We start from the raw sequence: 19301 nt of genomic DNA, 5'->3' as shown, positions 1-19301 counted from the left end.
GTATATTTTGAGTGTGGAGGTGAAAGGGATGGGAGAAAACATGAATCATGAATGTAATCTTTCCGAGGGAAGGAAGAGTCATCATTCCGATAAAGTGAAGAAAAACTTGGTTACTCGCTTAAATCGAATTGAAGGTCAAATTCGTGGAATAAAAGGATTAATCGAAAAGGACACGTATTGTGACGATGTTATTACCCAAATCGCAGCCACACAGTCAGCTTTAAACAGTGTGGCAAAAATCCTTCTAGAAGGGCACTTAAAAACTTGTGTCTTGGAACGGGTGAACGAGGGTGACACAGAAGTATTAGACGAAGTACTTTTAACAATAGGAAAATTAATGAAAAAATAAATGGGAGTGAGTATAAATGGAAACAATTACTTTGAATGTTAATGGAATGTCATGTGGTCATTGTGTAAATGCTGTTGAAGGAAGCGTCGGGAAATTACAAGGTGTGAAATCAGTAAAAGTACATTTGGAATCAGGAACTGTAGACGTAGAATTTAATCCATCCGATGTATCCTTAAATGAAATCAAGGAAACAATTGACGATCAGGGGTATGACGTTGAATAAAAAAGGAAAACGTGCCTAAAAAAGCACGTTATCTTTTTCAATGAAATATACCCCCCACCAGTATAAAAGAGGTGCTAGATATGAGTAATGAAATCAAAGAAACAGATTATCAAATTATAGGAATGACCTGTGCAGCATGTGCCACAAGAATTGAAAAAGGGCTCAAAAAAATGGATGGCGTAAAAGAAGCGAATGTTAATTTAGCACTCGAAAAGTCCTCTATTAAATACGATCCAGAGGTAGTATCTGATCAAGATTTTCAAAAGAAAATTCAAAGTTTAGGCTATGATGTTGTAATGGAAAAAACAGAATTCGATATTTCAGGAATGACCTGTGCAGCTTGCGCGAATAAAATTGAAAAAAGATTAAACAAATTAGATGGAGTGGATAAAGCCACAGTTAACTTTGCATTAGAAACCGTTCTAGTCGAATACAATCCAGAACACATCTCTGTCCCTGAAATGAAAGAGGCGATTAAAAAGCTAGGATATACCCTTGAACAAAAGAAGGAAAATGCAGGGGAACAGGTGGACCATCGCCAAAAAGAAATTGAAAAACAACAAGGAAAATTTATATTCTCGCTAATCTTGTCATTTCCGTTATTGTGGGCAATGGTTAGTCACTTTAAATTTACGTCTTTCATTTGGCTTCCGGATATGTTTATGAATCCTTGGGTACAATTTGCCCTTGCAACACCAGTGCAATTTATCGTCGGTAAACAGTTTTATGTGGGCGCTTTTAAAGCGTTAAGAAATAAAAGCGCAAATATGGACGTCCTTGTTGCACTAGGAACATCGGCTGCTTATTTCTATAGTCTATATTTAAGTATTAGATCGATTGGCTCCGGCGCTCATATGGTAGAACTCTATTATGAAACAAGCGCTGTCCTTATTACTTTAATTCTGTTAGGAAAACTGTTCGAGGCAAAAGCAAAAGGGCGTTCTTCTGAAGCGATTAAGAAGTTAATGGGATTACAGGCTAAAAATGCAATTGTCGTTCGCGATGGCAGGGAGATGATTATTCCGATAGAAGAAGTTTTACAAGGGGATATTGTGTATGTTAAGCCGGGAGAAAAAATTCCGGTAGACGGAGAAATTGTAGAAGGCGAGTCGGCACTTGATGAATCGATGTTAACAGGGGAAAGTATTCCGATTGATAAAGCGGTTGGAGATGCAGTTATTGGTTCCACGATTAATAAAAATGGTTTCCTAAAAATCAAAGCAACAAAAGTCGGTAAAGATACAGCTTTAGCACAAATTATTAAGGTAGTTGAAGAAGCACAAGGTTCAAAAGCACCGATTCAGAGATTAGCTGATGTCATATCAGGGATATTTGTACCGATTGTAGTCGGTATTGCGGTTATTACTTTCTTAATATGGTATTTCTTCGTAAGTCCTGGTGAGTTTGCGGAAGCCCTTGAAAAATTTATCGCGGTATTGGTTATCGCTTGCCCTTGCGCACTAGGTCTAGCTACTCCAACTTCGATTATGGCTGGCTCCGGTCGTGCAGCCGAATTTGGGATTTTATTTAAAGGTGGAGAACATCTTGAAACAACCCACCGCATCGATACGATTATTCTTGATAAGACAGGTACGGTTACAAACGGAAAACCGTCTTTAACAGATGTTATTTTATCTGAAGGCATGGATGAAAAGGAATTTCTAACTCTGGTTGGTACGGCGGAAAGAAACTCTGAACATCCACTTGCAGAGGCAATAGTTGAAGGGATAAAAGAAAAAGGGATTGAGCTGCTGGCATCTGAAACATTCGAAGCTATTCCCGGTTTCGGCATTCAATCCACAGTGAATGGCAAACAATTATTCATCGGAACACGCAGACTCATGGCGAAGCGAAATATTAGTGTGCAGGATCAATTAGCAAAAATGGAGAACTTGGAAAAGCAAGGGAAAACGGCAATGCTCGTTGCCATCGATGGACACTTTGCCGGGATTGTGGCCGTTGCAGATACCATTAAAGAAACTTCAAAAGAAGCCATTTCTCGTTTGCACAGTATGGGATTAGATGTTGTGATGATTACAGGGGATAATACCCAAACAGCACAAGCCATTGCGGATCAAGTGGGGATAAAGAAAGTCATTGCTGAGGTTTTACCGGAAGGCAAGGCAGAAGAAGTCGAAAAACTTCAGAAAGCTGGTAAAAAAGTAGCAATGGTCGGGGATGGAATTAATGATGCTCCGGCACTTGCAACAGCTAATATTGGGATGGCGATTGGTACAGGTACCGATGTAGCGATGGAAGCTGCCGACATTACCCTCATTCGTGGTGACTTAAAGAGTATTGCGGACGCAATATTCATGAGTAAAAAGACGATTACTAATATTAAGCAAAATCTTTTCTGGGCGCTTGCTTATAACTGTATAGGCATTCCCATTGCAGCGGTAGGTTTCTTAGCACCGTGGTTAGCCGGTGCAGCGATGGCATTTAGCTCCGTATCGGTTGTTCTCAACGCTCTAAGACTGCAGAGGGTTAAGTTAAAAGTTTAATTATAGAAAGGAGTAGCTTCCATGAAAAAAAGTGTCATGATTTGGGCGACTTCAGCAATCGCTTACCTTGGGATCATCATCTTAGTATACAGTGTTTTTTGCTAGCATAAATCCAAAAGCAGATGAACCCTCTAATTCGTAAATAATAAATGGGCATGGATTATGCCTACGAGACTTGTCCTGCTGAAGATTAATGTTATTTTAAAAGTCCGATACACCGAATACGGTATCGGACTTTTTTGAGAAGCTGACATACATACATGGCTACCGATTGAACAAAAAATGACATTTATGCTCGGTAAACATACCGATTTTGACCCTGTTCTATCGGCATTCAAAGAATTAATTGAAGCTGAAGGTGAAAAGAAGTTGAGAGATGCAGGTATTGATACTTCTAAATTAAAAAATGAGCTATAAGTTTTTAAAATATCATATAATGAAAGTTGTAAAATAAACGGAAAAATTCCGTCTAAATCGGGAAATACCCATATTTCCCTAAAAATAAAGGAAGTTTTTCCGGTTATCTTATCAAAATCGTTGGATTTTGTCTTTTTTAGAGCAGTTAACCGGAAAACTTCCGGTTATTTCTGCTTCTTAAGCCTCTTTAATGTGCATTAGCCGGAATTTCTCCGCCTATGAATTCTCATATCTATTTTCCTCCAAATTATCGTATGTAAATTCTAGTTACATTTAAGAACACCACGTCTCGGTGTAACTAAATCCCATTATATCAGCATTTTGATGGTTGATTTTGGAGTTTTACATGGGGTTAAAGAATATAAAAAGCATGGCATTAAATTTCCATGCTTTTTCGTAATTATCTAACCTGTTTTTTCACTTTTTGCACTTCAAAAGGGACCCCTAACTTAAGTGTACTGTTTGTTTAACGACTTAGTATCATCGAAAACAATATTCCCGTCAGTAATTGTTAGCTGTACCTTTGTATCGGGTATCTCTTCAACAGGGATGTCAAAGAGGTTCCGTTCTAAGACGACGATATCAGCAAGCTTACCTGCTTCTAATGTACCTAGTTCATGCTCTCTAAATGTACCATAAGCCGGTCCGGCGGTATACGCCTTCAATGCTTCGGCAAGTGTGATCCGTTCATGTGGATGCCATACCGTTTTTCCGCTGTTGTCGATTCTCGTTACGGCCCGATAAATTTGTAGGAGTGGATTAAGGACGTCAATTGGGAAGTCCGTTCCAAACGCTAATCTTGCACCGGATTTTTGTAATGTATTAATTAGAAAGACATACTTTTCTCTTTCGTTTCCAATTCGATCCGTGTAGACACCTCGTTCAGACATTGCGAAATGATCTGGTTGCATGGAAGCAGTAACGTCTAGCTCTTTGAAGCGACCGATATCATCAGGATGAATTACTTCGACATGTTCAATCGAATGACGTGAATCGCGCTTACCATTCGTCTTTTGTGCTTCTTCATAGGCATCTAATGCAAGACGAATTGCGCCATCGCCAATTGCATGAAAACGAATGCTGAATCCTTCTTTATCCGCATCAACAACCCATTTTTTTATCGTATCAGAAGGAAATGAAATTTCTCCACGTGTTTCGGGTTGATCCGCATATGGCTCGAGTAAATAGGCGGTGCGAGGGGTAATGACGCCATCAATAAATTGTTTGAGACCTGACACACGAAGTTTATCCGATTGATAGGTATCTCTTAATCGTTTGACATGTTCAAGATTGCCATTTAAAGCAGGCCATAAATGAACGCGTGTTGTTAATTTCCCATTGTCTTCAAATTCTTTGAAAACATCAAAATCATTAAGAATCTCCAATGATTCCGTTGCAAATAGGTCATGAACGGCCGTTACACCTAAACTGGCAGCATGATCGAGGAAATTTGCGAATAGTTCTTTCTTTTCATCTTTTGTAAAATTATAGGCATGACGAATAACTAAACCCATTGCTTTTTCGTATAAAAGGCCATCCGGTTCCCCGTTTTCATCTTTACCGATAATGCCGTAAGAGGGGTTTTCTGTATCTCGATGAATGTTTGCAATTTCCAAAGCTTTCGTATTCACCCATACATAATGACCTTCTGCGTGAAACATAAGTGCTGGACGATCGGGGAGAATACGATCCAACGAAAAGCGATTCGGTAATTGCTGCGTATCCCAATAACCTGCATCCCATGTTGTGCCGATCACCCATTGATCTTCCGGTATTGACTCGGCAAAATTGCGAATGATTTCTAACGCTTCTTCTTCCGAGCGGGCAGGAAATAAATTGGCACTGTTCATCGCCACCGCCCCATCCATAATATGAAGGTGGAAATCATGAAATCCCGGCATAATTAATTGATCATTAAATTGATAGATTTTCGTATTCTTTCCTAAATAAGGCTTAATCTGCTCATCAGAACCAATCGCAATGATTGTCTTGTCCTTTATCGCAATAGAAGCGGGTTCCGGTTGGTCAGAAAGCCCTGTAAATACAGTGTTACTTGAAACGATTATATCTGCTAGTTGTTGACTCATTATCAATCTATCCTTTCTTTTTATAGATTAGCTTCATTATTACTCAAATTTTCATCAAAACTAAGTTCGGGAGGTGGTTTTCTAAACATTTTTGTTAAGTTTAATAGATAGATAACCCCGATAAGAAGCCAAGTTCCTCCCAGTATCAGTGAATGTATGTCTAGTTTTATCCAAAATAATCCTGTTAGTGAAGCTCCAATTAACGGAATAATAAGGTACCGGATCGTTCCGATAATCGATCTCTGTTTTTTTCGGAAAAAAAAGTTTGAGATAACCGAAAGATTAACGAAAGTAAAAGCAAAAAGTGCCCCAAAATTTATGAGAGATACGGCTGTTGTTAAACTTAAGAAAAGTGAACTTAAAGCAATGACTCCTATAATTAATATATTATAGACAGGTGTCCGAAATTTAGGTGAAAGATATCCAAATACTTTTGCAGGAAGTACACGTTCACGTCCCATGGCATACAAAATACGTGAAGCGCTTGCTCCTGATGCAATTGATGAAGCTAAACTTGCGATGATTCCTTCTGCAAGAAAAAAACTAATCAAAAAGTTGCCCCCAATATAAAATGCAATTTCCATATAAGCGGCCTCTGGGTCTTTAAATGATTGGTAATCCGGCCAGATTAGCTGTAAAAAATAGGACCCAATAAGATAATACAATCCACCAATGATAGTAATAAGATAAATCGCCTTAGGGAGCGTTTTTCGAGGATTTTTCGTTTCCTCGGAAAGAGTTGTAGCTGCATCAAAACCTAAAAAGGAAAAGCGTAGAATTGGAATCACAGACATGAAAGACGATAAATCTACATTTGAATCAATAAATGGAAGGATTGAAAAAAGTGTTCCCGCTCCTTGACCATTTAAAAGCCCTTTTATTGAAAAGACAACGAACAACGCAAGTGTTCCGAATTGCAGGATTAGAAGTGCTGTATTAACTTTAGCTGCTACCTTTATGCCTAGTATATTTATAACAGTAATTATTAGGATAAAAAGAATGATCCAAACGTACATAGGAATGGAAGGGAAATAAGCCCTCATGGCTATCCCTAGTAATAAAGCACTAATCATTGGACTGAACATATAATCTAGTATAATTGTCCAGCCAATGATAAACCCAATGTGCGGACTAAGTGATTTTTGCGTAAAAGTATAGGCTGCGCCCGCGTTTGGATAGGCTTTCACCAATTGCGCATAACTGTAGGCTGTAAATAACATAACGAATAGGGCGACAATATAAGCGGTTGAAATCATTCCATTTGTGCTATGAGCAGCAACTCCATATGTTGAAAACAACGTTGTTGGAGCCATGAAGGCTAAACCAAAAAAGACAACATGTTTTAATGAAAGGGAGCGCTTTAGAGTTGGTGAGTTTGTATCATTCATTTACCATTCCTCCATCCCCAAACGTCTAAAAAATTTATTATCCATGACACCGCCCAAAGAAAAGCGCAGCGTGATAACAGTAAATTTCACCAATGCCCTGGTACGATCTTTACATTTCCTGTTCTTGAAAATCAATTTTTGGCGGCTCCTTTTTGAAAAAACCTGTAGATATAGTTAGGTAGATAACACCAACAATAACCCAGCTAATTCCAAGTGTAATCGCAATGATATTAAGACTGCTCCAAAGGTATAGGATAAAACCTAGACCGATAAGGGGAGCTATCAAATACCCTAGTGTAAAGCCGAGGTTTTTTTGCTCTTTAGATGTAAAAAACAACACGATGACACAAATATTCACGAAGGAAAACGCAGTAAAGGCACCGACATTAATCAAAGAAGTTGCTGTTTCTAAATCTAAGAAAATGGCTGTTGAAGCTAAAACCCCAATTAATAGAATACTGTACACCGGTGAGTTGAACTTTGGATGTAAATACCCAAAGAATCGTTGCGGTAATACCTTATCTCTACCCATTGCATACAACAAACGTGATGCGCTCATTTGCGCTGCTAAACCGGAAGCAAATACGGAGAACAAAGCTCCTGCCGTGAAAATAGATAGAAATAGATTTCCGCCAATCATATATGCAATTTCTGGGGAAGCTCCTTCGATATCTTTAAATGTAGATACATCTGGAAATAGGGATTGCATAAAGTATGTGACCGTGAAGAAAAAAATTCCACCAAACGTTGCAACTAGGATAATTCCCCTAGGAATGGTCTTTTTTGGCTTAATTGTTTCTTCAGAAAGTGTTGTGATTGCATCGAATCCGATAAAAGCTAGGGCTAGTAATGCTGCAGCAGTGAAAAGACCGGAAAATTCCTTGCCAGAAGGAAATAGATTTATTGGAGCAATAAAATGCTCAGGTCCTTGTGCAATCGAATGATACGTTAGGAAAATAAAAATGATCCCAATTAGAACTTGAAACACAACGAGCAACATATTTACCGATGCTGCTAACTTTACACCGAAGATGTTTAAAACACTTATGATAATGATTAGTCCTACAATCCAGACCCACCCGGGAACGCCGGGTAATGCTGCGGAAAGGTAAATATTTGCTAATAAAGCATTAATCATTGGAAGTGCTAAGTAATCGATAAAGGAGACCCAACCAACCATTATCCCAACGTATGGATTTATAAGATTTTTAGTATAAGAGTAAACAGAACCTGCAGCAGGATATCTTTTTACTAGTTTTCCATAACTTAAAGCAGTAAAAAGAATTGCGGTAAAGACAACTATGTATGCTGCTGGGACATGACCTGAGGAAATATCAGATGCAATTCCAAACGTGTCAAATACAGCAAAAGGTGACATGTAGGCAATCCCTATTGCAATAATATGGAATAAATTTAGCCTCCGTTTCAATCGATTCGTTTCATTCATAAAACCATTCCTATCTATACAATTTGGAATTTTCGGACGTTACTAATTGTAGTAAGGTTATATAAGACTTTTTGAATCGGCTTTTAAAAGGAAAAACTCAGAAATTGAAAAAGTTTACCTAACAATCCTCATCAGATAAAGGATTGTTAGGTTCGGTATTTAATCTAGATTAACCCACACACTTTTAACTTCAGTATAATTGTCTAATGCGTAGGACCCCATTTCGCGGCCGAATCCGGATTGTTTATAACCACCAAAAGGAACGCCTGCATTCGTGAGATTATAGCAATTGACCCAAACGGTCCCAGCTTTTAATTTTCGAGAAATTGTATGGGCATTTTTTAGGTTTTCAGTCCAGAGTCCTGCTGCTAAGCCATAACGACTATTATTCGCACGGGAAACAACTTCGTCTAAACTACTATAAGGCATTGTCACAACAACTGGCCCAAAAATTTCTTCTTTTGCAATAGTCATCTCATCTTTAACATCGGCAAATACTGTTGGTTTCACAAAGAACCCTTTTTCTAACTTCTCTCCGCCAATTAAGAGAGATGCCCCTTCCTCAACGCCTTTATTTACATAGGAAGTCACTATTTCCTGTTGTCTTTCTGAAATTAGTGGACCCATTTCGGTTGTTTCATCAAGTCCATTGCCTAATTTAACATTTTTCGCATAATCTACTAGTCTATCGACAACTTCATTGTAAAGATGGTCTGGAATAAACACTCGGGAACCGGCGCAGCAAACTTGACCCTGGTTCACCATTATGCCGGAAAATACACCGGGAATAGCTTTATCTAAATTGGCATCAGGCAATATAATATTTGGCGACTTTCCGCCTAATTCTAAGGTCACACGTTTCATCGTATTTGCTGCTTCTTTCATGATTGCCTGGCCGACAGGAGTGGACCCGGTAAAAGCAATTTTATTCACTTTTGGATGTTTAACAAGAGCATTTCCGGCGGTTTTCCCAAACCCATTAATAATATTAATAACCCCTTTAGGGAATCCTGCTTCTTCTATTAGTTTTGCTAAATATAATGCAGACAATGGTGTTTGTTCTGCAGGTTTTAAAATAATCGTACAACCAGTTGCTAAAGCTGGTGCTATTTTCCATAGTGCCATCTGGATAGGAAAATTCCATGGAATGATTTGTCCAACAACACCAACAGGTTCATGATGTGTATAGTTCAAGAAGGAATTGGAAATAGGGATGGTTTGACCCATCATTTTTGTCGCCCATCCAGCAAAATACCTAAGATTTTCAATCGCATTTGGTAAGTCACCATGGACCATCTCATTGATCGATTTACCATTGTCTAATGTATCTAGTTGAGCTAAAACATCAAAATCCCGTTCCATTAAATCGGCTAGTTTATACATTAATTTTGAACGGTCATAGGCGCTCATTTTTGGCCAAGTTCCGTATTCAAAAGCCTTTGATGCGGCCTCAACTGCTAGGTCAACATCAATTTCGCTCGCTTCATAAATCGTTGCCAGCGCTTCACCTGTTGCCGGATTAATCGTATGAAATGTGTCACCTTTGACAGATTCAACTTCTTTTCCATTTATAAATAATTTTTTTGGTCCTTTTAAAAATTCACTCACCTTGGGATGTAGTTTTACGACATGATCTATCACAACGAACCTCCTATATTAAAAATTGTTCTCACTACTTTTCTTAATAAATAATAGACCGTTCCTTTCCACTGCAGGAACCTGCTTTTTCGCGGTGAGAAGTCGAGCCTCCTCAGCGCTCCTGCGCTTGTGGGGTCTCGACTTTTCCTCTATATCCCGCAGGAGTCAGGTTCCTTCCACTCCAATCCACTCTGCGTTTTCAATTAATGCAACAATCTTTTAGAAAAGAGTTTAAAGTTTTTTTGACAGAGCTGAAAGCGAGTCATCGACAATATGGATAATTTGTTCTAACTCGTTTTTCGTGATGATAAGAGGTGGAGCGATTGCGATAATATTCATTCCGGGTTCAAAGTCAAATGGTCTGATTAGTAAGCCTCTTTGATAACATTCATCGACGAGGGAAACAGACGCTTTTACTGATTCGTCGAATGGAATGATTGCATCAGGATCTTTCATTAAATCAAAACCTGCCAATAAACCTTTCACCCTTGATTTTGTAACGAATTCATATTTATCTTCTAAATAATGCAGTGCTTTTTCTAATTCAATCCCCATTCGATACGCATTTTCAACAAGACCATCCCGTTCTAATATTTCAATATTTTTTAAGCCGACGGCACAGGCAGTTGGATGTCCACTATAGGTAAATCCGTGTGCCAGCATCCCATCAAATTGTGAAATCGCATCTCTAATTTTTTCCCGCATGACTACGCCGCCAAGCTGGGCATATCCACTTGTAATCCCTTTAGCAATCGACATAAAATCAGGAACAATGTTCCAATGATCAACGCCGAACATTTTACCAGTACGGCCAAAACCGCAAATTACTTCGTCTGCAATGAGATGAATATCATTTTCATCACACAATTTTCTAATTGCTTGTAAGTATTCATCTGGTGGAATATGAACCCCGCCCGCACCTTGAATAGGCTCGACAATCACAGCAGCGATTTTATCTTTTCCTTCTTTTTCGATAATGCTTCTAATACTGCCTTCATATTCTGGGTGATTCTTATCACCAAGTTCACATTCAGTAACATGGGCTTTTGCATTTACAATGTCGGGATCCATTGAACCAGAAAAATCACGATACACATCGATTCCCGTTGCTCTTTGTGCTGCAACAGTTACCCCGTGATATCCTCTTCTTAATGAAATAATTTTTCTTTTTTCTTTATACCCTTGTAACTGCCAATAAAATCTTGAAAGCTTGAATGCTGTGTCATTTGACTCCGAACCGCCAGATGTAAAGAAAACGGTATTTAAGTCTCCAGGTGTTAAGGATGCGATTTTTTCGGCTAAGCGGACAGTTGGTTCATTGGCATATCCGTAGAAAGCGGAAGCATATGCAATATCGGTCATTTGTTTATAAGAAGCATCCGCCAATTCTTTATTTCCGTGCCCTAGATTGACATTCCAAAGCATAGATACACCATCAATATAGGTGTTTCCTTTCATATCATACAGATTGATCCCTTTTCCACTCGTAAAAATAATTTTTGGTCCACTTTCAGCTTGAGCTTTTGGATTGGTAGATGGGTGAAGAAGATGTTTAACATCAAGCTTCGTTAATTCAGCGGCTAAAGATTCCTTTTGAACGATTTGATTTTGACTCATATCTATCACTCCTATGTTAATTTTCTAATTTGATTTGTTATAAGGCATAATGATTGATTACTTGAATAGGAAATTCACTTCATATTTGCTAGTTTGTGAATGACATAAAGAAGCACATTAGCTCCTTTTTCGATATCATCGTCTAACGTAAGTTCTTGTTCATTATGACTAATTCCATTAATACTTGGCAGAAAAATCATTCCTGTATCGGCAATTTTATTCATGTATTTTGCGTCATGTCCAGGTCCGCTAAATAATTTTAAGGATGAGTAGCCTCTTTTGTCAGCGCCTTCATTTACCGCTTCAATGACTGTTGGAGAAAATTTAACGGCATCGGAGTTCCATTCTGTCGTAATCGTGACATCTACGTTATTCATTAGTGCAATGGTGCTTAATTTCTCTTTTAATCTTTCAATAGCCTCTAATCTAATTTCGTCATCCTGGTGTCGTATATCAATCGTAAATTCTACTTCTCCAGGTATTACATTTGAAACATTGGGCTTAATATTCATCTTGCCTACCGTCGTTTTTAACCCGAAAATTTCTTTTGTTATCTCATTCACTTTTGCAATCATTTTAGATGCGGGTACTAAAGCATCCCGGCGATTATCCATCGGTGTCGGACCCGCGTGATTTGTCTCGCCGATTACTTTCACACTTAACCAACTCATGCCTTGAATTCCTTCAACAACACCAATTGATTTATTTTGGGAAGCTAAAATAGGTCCCTGTTCTACATGGAGCTCGATGAAATACTTAACATCCTTCAATCGATTTTTTTCATCCCCCATGTAATTAATCGTCTCTAATGCAACTTTGTAACTAATATTTGCGCTGTCCCTTGAGTTATAGATGAACTCTTTTGTAAATTCTCCTGCAATCCCACCGGACCCTAGCATTGGTGGTGCAAACCGAGCACCTTCTTCATTGGTAAAATTAATAATTTCAATTGGGTAAATCGTTTCAATATTATTTTCATTTAAGACACGGATAACCTCTAAAGCTGATAAAACGCCAACAATTCCGTCATAACGCCCTCCACAAGGTTGGGTATCTAAGTGAGACCCCATAGCAACGACTGGACCATTATGGATTGTTCCCTTTCTTTTTCCATAAATATTGCCAAAGTCATCTACACGAACTTCTAATTTTTCTTCATGGAGCCATTTTATAAATAGGTCTCTCATGACTTTATCTTCTTCGGTTAAGGCTAAACGATTAAGTCCGCCATTTTTAGAAGATCCAATCGAAGAGCTTATGTTAAGTGATTCAAGTAAACGCTTTCTATTTACTTCTAGTAAGATTGAATTCATATGCTACCTCCTCACTAGTAATTAATGCAAGTTGCGTGCCAAAAAACAATCAGAAAAAAAAGCCTAAAAAATAGACTGTAATTCAGAAAATTAGTATTATATAAATAATTTAGAACCACATTCGAATCAAAAATGAAGCGAATTCGATTCAATTTCATTTACAAAATTCACAAGGGGGGATATAAATGGGCAAAAAGTTTTTTGAAGATCGCCATTTTTATCATATTTTTAACAAATTAAAAGATGGTATTTTCATAGCGGATCATAATGGAGTTGCATTATGGGTTAACGATACGAGTACAAAGCAGCAAGGTGCACCACGATCTAAAATAATAGGAAGAACGGTAACGGAATTAGAGAATAATGGTATGTTTACTCATTCCGTAACAAAAATTGTATTAGAAAAAAAGGAGACTGTAACAAAGGTACAAGTATCTAAAGGTAGACAATATTTAGCGACCGGATATTTGGTGAATATAAAGGAAGATAACACGGAATATGTTCTTGTACATGTTAAGGATGTCACAGAGACGGTAAAGAACTCTCTGAAGCTAGAGCAAGCTGAAACACTTCTACAAAACTATTGGGAGCAACTTCAACAAATAAAACGAAAACAAAATGTAGCTGACAGCCATCAATTTGTCATTGGTAAAAGCAAGAAACATGAAGAAATGCTTGATTTAATAGACAGGGTCGCAACGGTGGACGCTACTATCTTATTAAATGGTGAGACCGGTGTGGGAAAAAGTATGATAGCGAGGGAAATTCATCAAAGAAGCAATCGACAAGAGAAACCTTTTATCCAAATAAATTGCGGTGCAATCCCAGAATCACTGTTAGAATCTGAATTATTTGGTTATAAAAAAGGGGCATTTACTGGGGCAAATAGCAGCGGAAAAATCGGATTAGTTGAAAAGGCAAATGGGGGGACGCTTTTTCTTGATGAAATTGGCGAACTTCCGTTGACACTGCAACCGAAACTTCTTCAATTAGTTCAAAATAAATCATTTATCCCTATTGGATCAACTGAACTAAAAAAAGTCGATATTCGAATCATAACGGCTACAAATCAAAATCTTTTACAGATGGTGGAGGAAAAACGTTTCCGAGAGGATTTATATTATCGAATTAATGTCGTTTCAATACATATACCCGCATTAAGAGAAAGAAAAGATGATATTCTTCCCTTGATATATTACTATTTTGAGTTATTTAAAACGAAGTACAATAAGGCATCGGTTTTAAGTCAAGAATTACTAGATTACTTACAGAATTATAGTTGGCCCGGGAATATTCGTGAATTGGAAAATATGATCGAAAGGCTTGTTGTTACTGCGAAACCAGGTGTTATTGAAAAAACTGCTCTTTCAAATAAAGTATTGGAGGAGTTTGACAAAAAAGAAAGTAATGATTTTTATTTAAATGGGAAAAGTTTACCAAACTATCTAGAGGAAATCGAAAAAAGAATTATAATTGAAGCGCAAAATAAACATAAATCGACACGAAAAGCAGCACAATCGTTAGGGTTAACCCAATCTTCATTGATGCGAAGAATAAAGAAGTACAACATTTAATCATACAAATTTTAAATAAATAAACGATGATTCGATTTCGGTTCGAATTTATTCTACGAATTTCTGAATCACGTATATTTGTCTTGCAACTATCTAAAATTGAATTTCTGAACAGTTTGAAAACGTGGCACAAAATTTGCATGTAATTATATAGAGATTTCTTTTTAAAGGGGGAATTGGACATGGTTTTTACTATAAATAGTACACCAAGAAAAGATGGATTTAGAATGCCAGGAGAATTTGAGGAACATAAGGGGACGTGGATGCTTTGGCCAACCCGAACAGATACATGGAGGTCCGGTGCTAAACCTGCTCAAAGAGTATATATTGAAGTAGCGAAAGCGATCTCACAATTCGAACCGGTCACTATGTGTGTGAAAGCAGATCAATATGAAAACGCACGTGCTTTATTACCACATAATATACGTATCGTTGAAATTTCATCTAATGATGCATGGATGCGTGATATCGGACCAACATTTGTTAAAAATGATAAAGGTGAAGTTCGGGGGATCGATTGGGGATTTAATGCTTGGGGTGGATTGGATGAAGGGTTATATTTCCCATGGGATTTAGATCTGCTAGTAAAACATAAAGTAATGGATATTGAGCAAATAAGCCGATATGATGCCACTGATTTTATTCTTGAGGGTGGGGCCATTACTGTAGATGGCGAAGGAACATTAATAACGACAGAGCAATGTGTATTAAACCCGAATCGAAATAGAAATCTATCAAAAGAGGAAATTGAAAATAAATTAATTGAATATTTAAATGTAGAGAAAATAATTTGGTTAAAAGATGGATTGGTTGGCGATGAAACAGATGGTCACGTGGACGAAGTTGTTTTTTTTGTTAAGCCGGGTGAGGTAGCGATGGGATGGACGGATGATCCGAATCATCCACAATACGATGTACTTCAAGATGCGTATAAACGATTAGCAGAGGCAACAGATGCCAAAGGAAGAAAATTAAAGATAAATAAAATACAAATGCCCGAACAAATTACTTTAAGTGAAGCGGAAAGCATGGAAATTGACTTCTCGAGACATAGCTCCAACCGATCGCCTAATCTAACATTTATCTCAACTTATGTAAATTGTTATCTATGTAACGGTGGTGTCGTATTACCTACGTTTAATGATCCTCAAGATGAACATGCGATTGCAGCTTTTGAAAAGATGTTCCCGGATCGAAAAATTGTTACGGTAAACACCCGTGAAATTTCAGTAGGCGGAGGAAATATACATTGTATTACACAACAGCAACCTTTACCTTAAAAAATAGAGTAAAGGATTGTGTGAATAAGATGAAATAATTGGCATGAAATTTGCAACATTCTTCTGTAAGAACACGAACTGATAAAGTAAATATTTTCATATTTTTAAAGACGAATTTATGAGGTGATGATCATGAGTGAAAGCAAAATAGTAGCTCAAGAGTTGGCAGATCTTGATAAAAAACATTTCTTACATCCGACTTCTTCCATTCAACAACAACAAGAACAAGGTCCGGGGTTTATTTTCACTAAGGGTGAAGGTGTTTATCTTGAAGATGTAAGCGGGAAAAAAGTGATTGATGGCATGTCCTCTCTTTGGAATGTGAATATTGGACATGGAAGAAAAGAATTAGGGCAGGCAGCAATGGAACAAATGAATAAATTGGCTTTTAGTTCTTGTTTCGCAACATTCAGTAATGAGCCTGCGATTCGTTTAGCGGCAAAGTTGGCTGAGATCACTCCGGGTAATTTAAATACAACCTTTTTTACATCCGGTGGATCCGAAGCAAACGACACAGCTTACAAACTTGCCAGGCATTATTGGATTTTAAAAGGGAGGCCGGAAAAAAAGAAGATTATATCCAGAAAAAGATCCTATCATGGGGTAGCGATGGGAGCAACGAGTGCAACAGGTCTTAAACCTTTTAGAGACTTCACAAATTCACTGGCGCCTGATTTTTATTATGTCGATAATTTATCAGCTCGATCCTTACGTGAAATGGTTGAAGCAGAAGGTCCTGAGTCCATTGCTGCATATGTTGCAGAACCTGTGCAGGGTGCTGGCGGGGTTCATATTGCACCGGAAAATTATTTCAAAGAAGTTCGAAAAGTGTGTGATGACTACGATATTTTATTTATTACAGATGAAGTAATTACCGGTTTTGGCAGAACAGGAAAAACATTCGGGATCGAACATTATGGTGTTGTCCCGGATATGATGTGTTTTGCAAAAGGAGTAACTAGTGGCTATGCACAACTTGGTGGGGTTGTTCTTTCAGAATCTATGTTTGATGATTTTAAAGAACGATCTGTTGGCACTCTTTTACATGGTTACACATATAGCGGCCATCCGATGGCATGTGCTGTAGCATTAAAGAATATTGAAATAATAGAGAATGAAAACCTAATTGAAAACGCGAAAAATATGGGTGAAGAACTGCTTAAAGGCTTTAAATGGATTCAAGGTGAAAGAAAACTCGTTGGGGATGTAAGAGGTCTAGGTTTAATGGGAGCAGTGGAAATTAAAAGTAATAAAGGTCCATTATCTCCAATAATAGTAAATGAAGCTGCAAAACAAGGACTAATTTGCAGATCTGTAGTATTTGATGATATGGATACACTAGTATTTTCGCCGCCATTAACCATTAATAAACAAGAGATAGAAAGTTTAATAAATATTCTTCACGATTCAATTTATGCGATTGAACAGAAGTTTCTATAATAATGACCTAGTACAGATATTAGGAGGGGAATTTTGTGATAAAAAAACAATTGTTTATCAATGGTGAATGGGTTGAGGCAAAAAAACATACCCCTCTACTTTCTCCATATACGGGAGAGGTGATTGCAAATGTTCCCGATGCAACGATGGAAGAAGTAGAATTTGCTATCGAAGCTGCCTATCAAGCTAGGAACACTATGGCGGAAATGCCAATCCACCAACGGGCTACAATTCTTGAAAAACTTGCGAATTTACTTGAAAATCGCGCGGAAGAAGCAGCCATTCTTATTTCTAAAGAATCTGCTAAACCTCTTAAAGATGCAAAAGGTGAAGTAGCAAGAACAGTTCAAACTTATAAATTTTCAGCAGAGGAAGCAAAAAGAATTAACGGTGAAACAATTCCAATGGACGCTGCACCAGGAGGCGAGGGGCGCTTAGCCTATACGGTAAACATGCCGCTTGGGGTAATTGGTGCTATTACACCATTTAATTTTCCAATGAATCTAGTTGCGCATAAGGTTGGCCCGGCAATCGCTGCCGGAAATACGGTCGTTTTAAAACCAGCTAGTCAAACTCCGCTATCAGCCTATTTTCTTGCTGAACTTATGGAGGAGGCAGGATTACCACCAGGTGGTCTAAACGTAATTACAGGAAGCGGGTCGGTAGTTGGTGGAAAGCTAGTCACTGATGATCGAGTGAAGAAAATTTCCTTTACAGGTAGCCCAGAGGTCGGTATCTGTATCCGTAACAAAGCGAATTTAAAGCCAGTTACCCTTGAATTAGGATCAAATGCAGCAGTAATTATCGATAAAGACGTTAACATTGAAAAAATTATCCCGCGTTGCGTTACAGGTGCATTTAGTTCTCAAGGACAAGTATGTATTTCTTTACAAAGGATTTATGTACATAAAGAATGCTATGATACTTTCGTAGAAAAGTTTGTGACAGCAACAAAAAATCTTAAAGTCGGTGATCCTTTAAATCTACAAACAGATGTATCGGCTTTAATTCATCGTAAGGAAGTGGATCGTGCACTTTCATGGATTGAGGAAGCCAAACAAAAAGGCGCAAAAATTGCCATTGGTGGGACAAGTGAAGGAAGTATTTTACATCCAACAGTTTTACTAGAAGTAGAAAAATCAGCGAAAGTTTCTTGCCAGGAAGTTTTTGCCCCAATTGTTTTAATTAATAAAGTTGAATCTGTCGAAGAAGCGATTGATTTGGTAAACGACTCACGCTACGGTCTTCAAGCAGGTATTTATACGGAGAACATCCATACAGCTATGTATGCCTCTAAAAAGTTATATGTAGGAGGTGTATTGATAAATGATATTCCTACTTTCCGGGTCGATCATATGCCGTATGGTGGTGTCAAAGAAAGTGGGATTGGCAGAGAAGGAGTCAAGTATGCAATGAAAGATATGACTGAGCTTAAATTAGTAATCTTTAATAATAATTAGTTGGAGCTCACATGTTAAATAGAAACTTTAATAGTGGAGGCACATAATTTAGCGCTTTGGCTGCTAAAAAATGTGCCTCTTTTTTTCAAGCGTCATTATTTTTTTATTTGGAAGTTAATCGTCCATTCTCCTTTTTGATGAAGAATGGCATTTGTATTAAATGCCACGTTTGATGTAGCAGGTATATATTGTGGCAAGTTTACCTTTACAGCACCTTGATAGGTTTGGTTGTTTATTTTTTTATGCCACGTATGATTTCCTTGAACGAGATTATCACCAATGGAAATAACAGGATTATCCATTAATCCTTTGGCGTTTTCATCCATCTGATGCCTCGATTTTGATTGAATCGTATAATACACCACCATCTCCTGACCACGGTTTGTAATGGTGTAATTATTTATTATCAGTTTGATACCGTTATTTTCTGCAGACCCGATAACTGTTTCTGATTGGGCGAATGAACTTTGAAGAGGAATAGATGCCACCCCAACAAGTAAGCAAAGCAAAAAGATCATTCTACTAAATCCATTTAAGAAAACTTTCATTCAATCACATCCTAAA

14 protein-coding genes and 1 pseudogene are annotated in these 19301 nt (G+C 37.8%); 8 read left to right on the top strand and 7 right to left on the bottom strand.

Translation table 11 applies throughout. From position 1 onward, the window contains the following. Positions 1–28: 28 nt before the first annotated feature. The 4 genes and pseudogenes from MKY81_RS19975 to MKY81_RS19960 all read left to right on the top strand — a co-directional run. Complete coding sequence (locus MKY81_RS19975) at positions 29–349, top strand: metal-sensitive transcriptional regulator (RefSeq protein ID WP_066230447.1); 321 nt, start codon at positions 29–31, stop codon at positions 347–349. 16 nt (positions 350–365) lie between these two features. Continuing rightward, positions 366–572 (top strand): copper chaperone CopZ, encoded by a 207-nt coding sequence (gene copZ, locus MKY81_RS19970; protein WP_066230449.1) that lies wholly within the window; start codon positions 366–368, stop codon positions 570–572. An 80-nt stretch (positions 573–652) separates the two neighbouring features. Continuing rightward, positions 653–3076 (top strand): heavy metal translocating P-type ATPase, encoded by a 2424-nt coding sequence (locus MKY81_RS19965; protein WP_341118613.1) that lies wholly within the window; start codon positions 653–655, stop codon positions 3074–3076. Positions 3077–3319: 243 nt separating this feature from the next. Further along, a pseudogene (locus tag MKY81_RS19960) lies at positions 3320–3493 on the top strand (HD domain-containing protein); the annotation flags it as partial. 449 nt (positions 3494–3942) lie between these two features. On the opposite strand, the gene MKY81_RS19955 reads toward MKY81_RS19960, so the two are convergent. From MKY81_RS19955 to MKY81_RS19930, 6 genes are all read right to left on the bottom strand, one after another. Next, entirely contained in the window at positions 3943–5580 is a 1638-nt protein-coding gene (locus MKY81_RS19955; RefSeq protein WP_341118612.1) for an amidohydrolase, read from the bottom strand. Positions 5581–5600: 20 nt separating this feature from the next. Continuing rightward, positions 5601–6968 (bottom strand): APC family permease, encoded by a 1368-nt coding sequence (locus MKY81_RS19950; RefSeq protein WP_341118611.1) that lies wholly within the window; start codon positions 6966–6968, stop codon positions 5601–5603. A gap of 109 nt (positions 6969–7077) precedes the next feature. Beyond that, entirely contained in the window at positions 7078–8415 is a 1338-nt protein-coding gene (locus tag MKY81_RS19945) for an APC family permease (protein ID WP_341118610.1), read from the bottom strand. A gap of 159 nt (positions 8416–8574) precedes the next feature. Next, positions 8575–10053 carry an aldehyde dehydrogenase family protein gene (locus tag MKY81_RS19940; protein ID WP_412733868.1) on the bottom strand — a complete coding sequence of 493 codons (1479 nt, stop codon included), beginning with the start codon at positions 10051–10053 and terminating at the stop codon, positions 8575–8577. A gap of 231 nt (positions 10054–10284) precedes the next feature. Then, a complete protein-coding gene (locus tag MKY81_RS19935) occupies positions 10285–11670 on the bottom strand; it encodes an aminotransferase family protein (protein WP_107920542.1) in 1386 nt (461 codons plus the stop codon). Positions 11671–11744: 74 nt separating this feature from the next. Then, the gene (locus tag MKY81_RS19930) at positions 11745–12983 is read right to left on the bottom strand and encodes a M20 family metallo-hydrolase (RefSeq protein ID WP_107957886.1); all 1239 of its coding nucleotides are present in this window, start codon (positions 12981–12983) and stop codon (positions 11745–11747) included. 185 nt (positions 12984–13168) lie between these two features. Here MKY81_RS19930 and MKY81_RS19925 point away from each other — a divergent pair, with 185 nt between their 5' ends. The 4 genes from MKY81_RS19925 (at position 13169) to MKY81_RS19910 (ending at position 18737) form a co-directional block, all read left to right on the top strand. Next, positions 13169–14557 carry a sigma-54 interaction domain-containing protein gene (locus tag MKY81_RS19925; protein WP_341118609.1) on the top strand — a complete coding sequence of 463 codons (1389 nt, stop codon included), beginning with the start codon at positions 13169–13171 and terminating at the stop codon, positions 14555–14557. 182 nt (positions 14558–14739) lie between these two features. Further along, a complete protein-coding gene (gene aguA, locus MKY81_RS19920) occupies positions 14740–15837 on the top strand; it encodes an agmatine deiminase (protein ID WP_108069961.1) in 1098 nt (365 codons plus the stop codon). Between the two features lie 132 nt (positions 15838–15969). Next, on the top strand, positions 15970–17277 hold the full coding sequence (locus MKY81_RS19915) for an aminotransferase family protein (RefSeq protein ID WP_108069959.1): 1308 nt from the start codon (positions 15970–15972) through the stop codon (positions 17275–17277). Between the two features lie 35 nt (positions 17278–17312). Continuing rightward, positions 17313–18737, top strand: coding sequence for an aldehyde dehydrogenase family protein (locus MKY81_RS19910; protein ID WP_341118607.1), 1425 nt, complete (start codon positions 17313–17315; stop codon positions 18735–18737). Between the two features lie 95 nt (positions 18738–18832). On the opposite strand, the gene MKY81_RS19905 is transcribed toward MKY81_RS19910, so the two are convergent. Then, positions 18833–19285, bottom strand: a complete 453-nt coding sequence (locus tag MKY81_RS19905) for a hypothetical protein (RefSeq protein ID WP_107920536.1) — start codon at positions 19283–19285, stop codon at positions 18833–18835. Positions 19286–19301: the final 16 nt, after the last annotated feature.

Source organism: Heyndrickxia sp. FSL W8-0423 (genome assembly GCF_038009395.1).
GTDB classification, from domain to species: domain Bacteria; phylum Bacillota; class Bacilli; order Bacillales; family Bacillaceae_C; genus Heyndrickxia; species Heyndrickxia sporothermodurans.
This window is presented reverse-complemented; position numbering and strand designations above follow the sequence as displayed.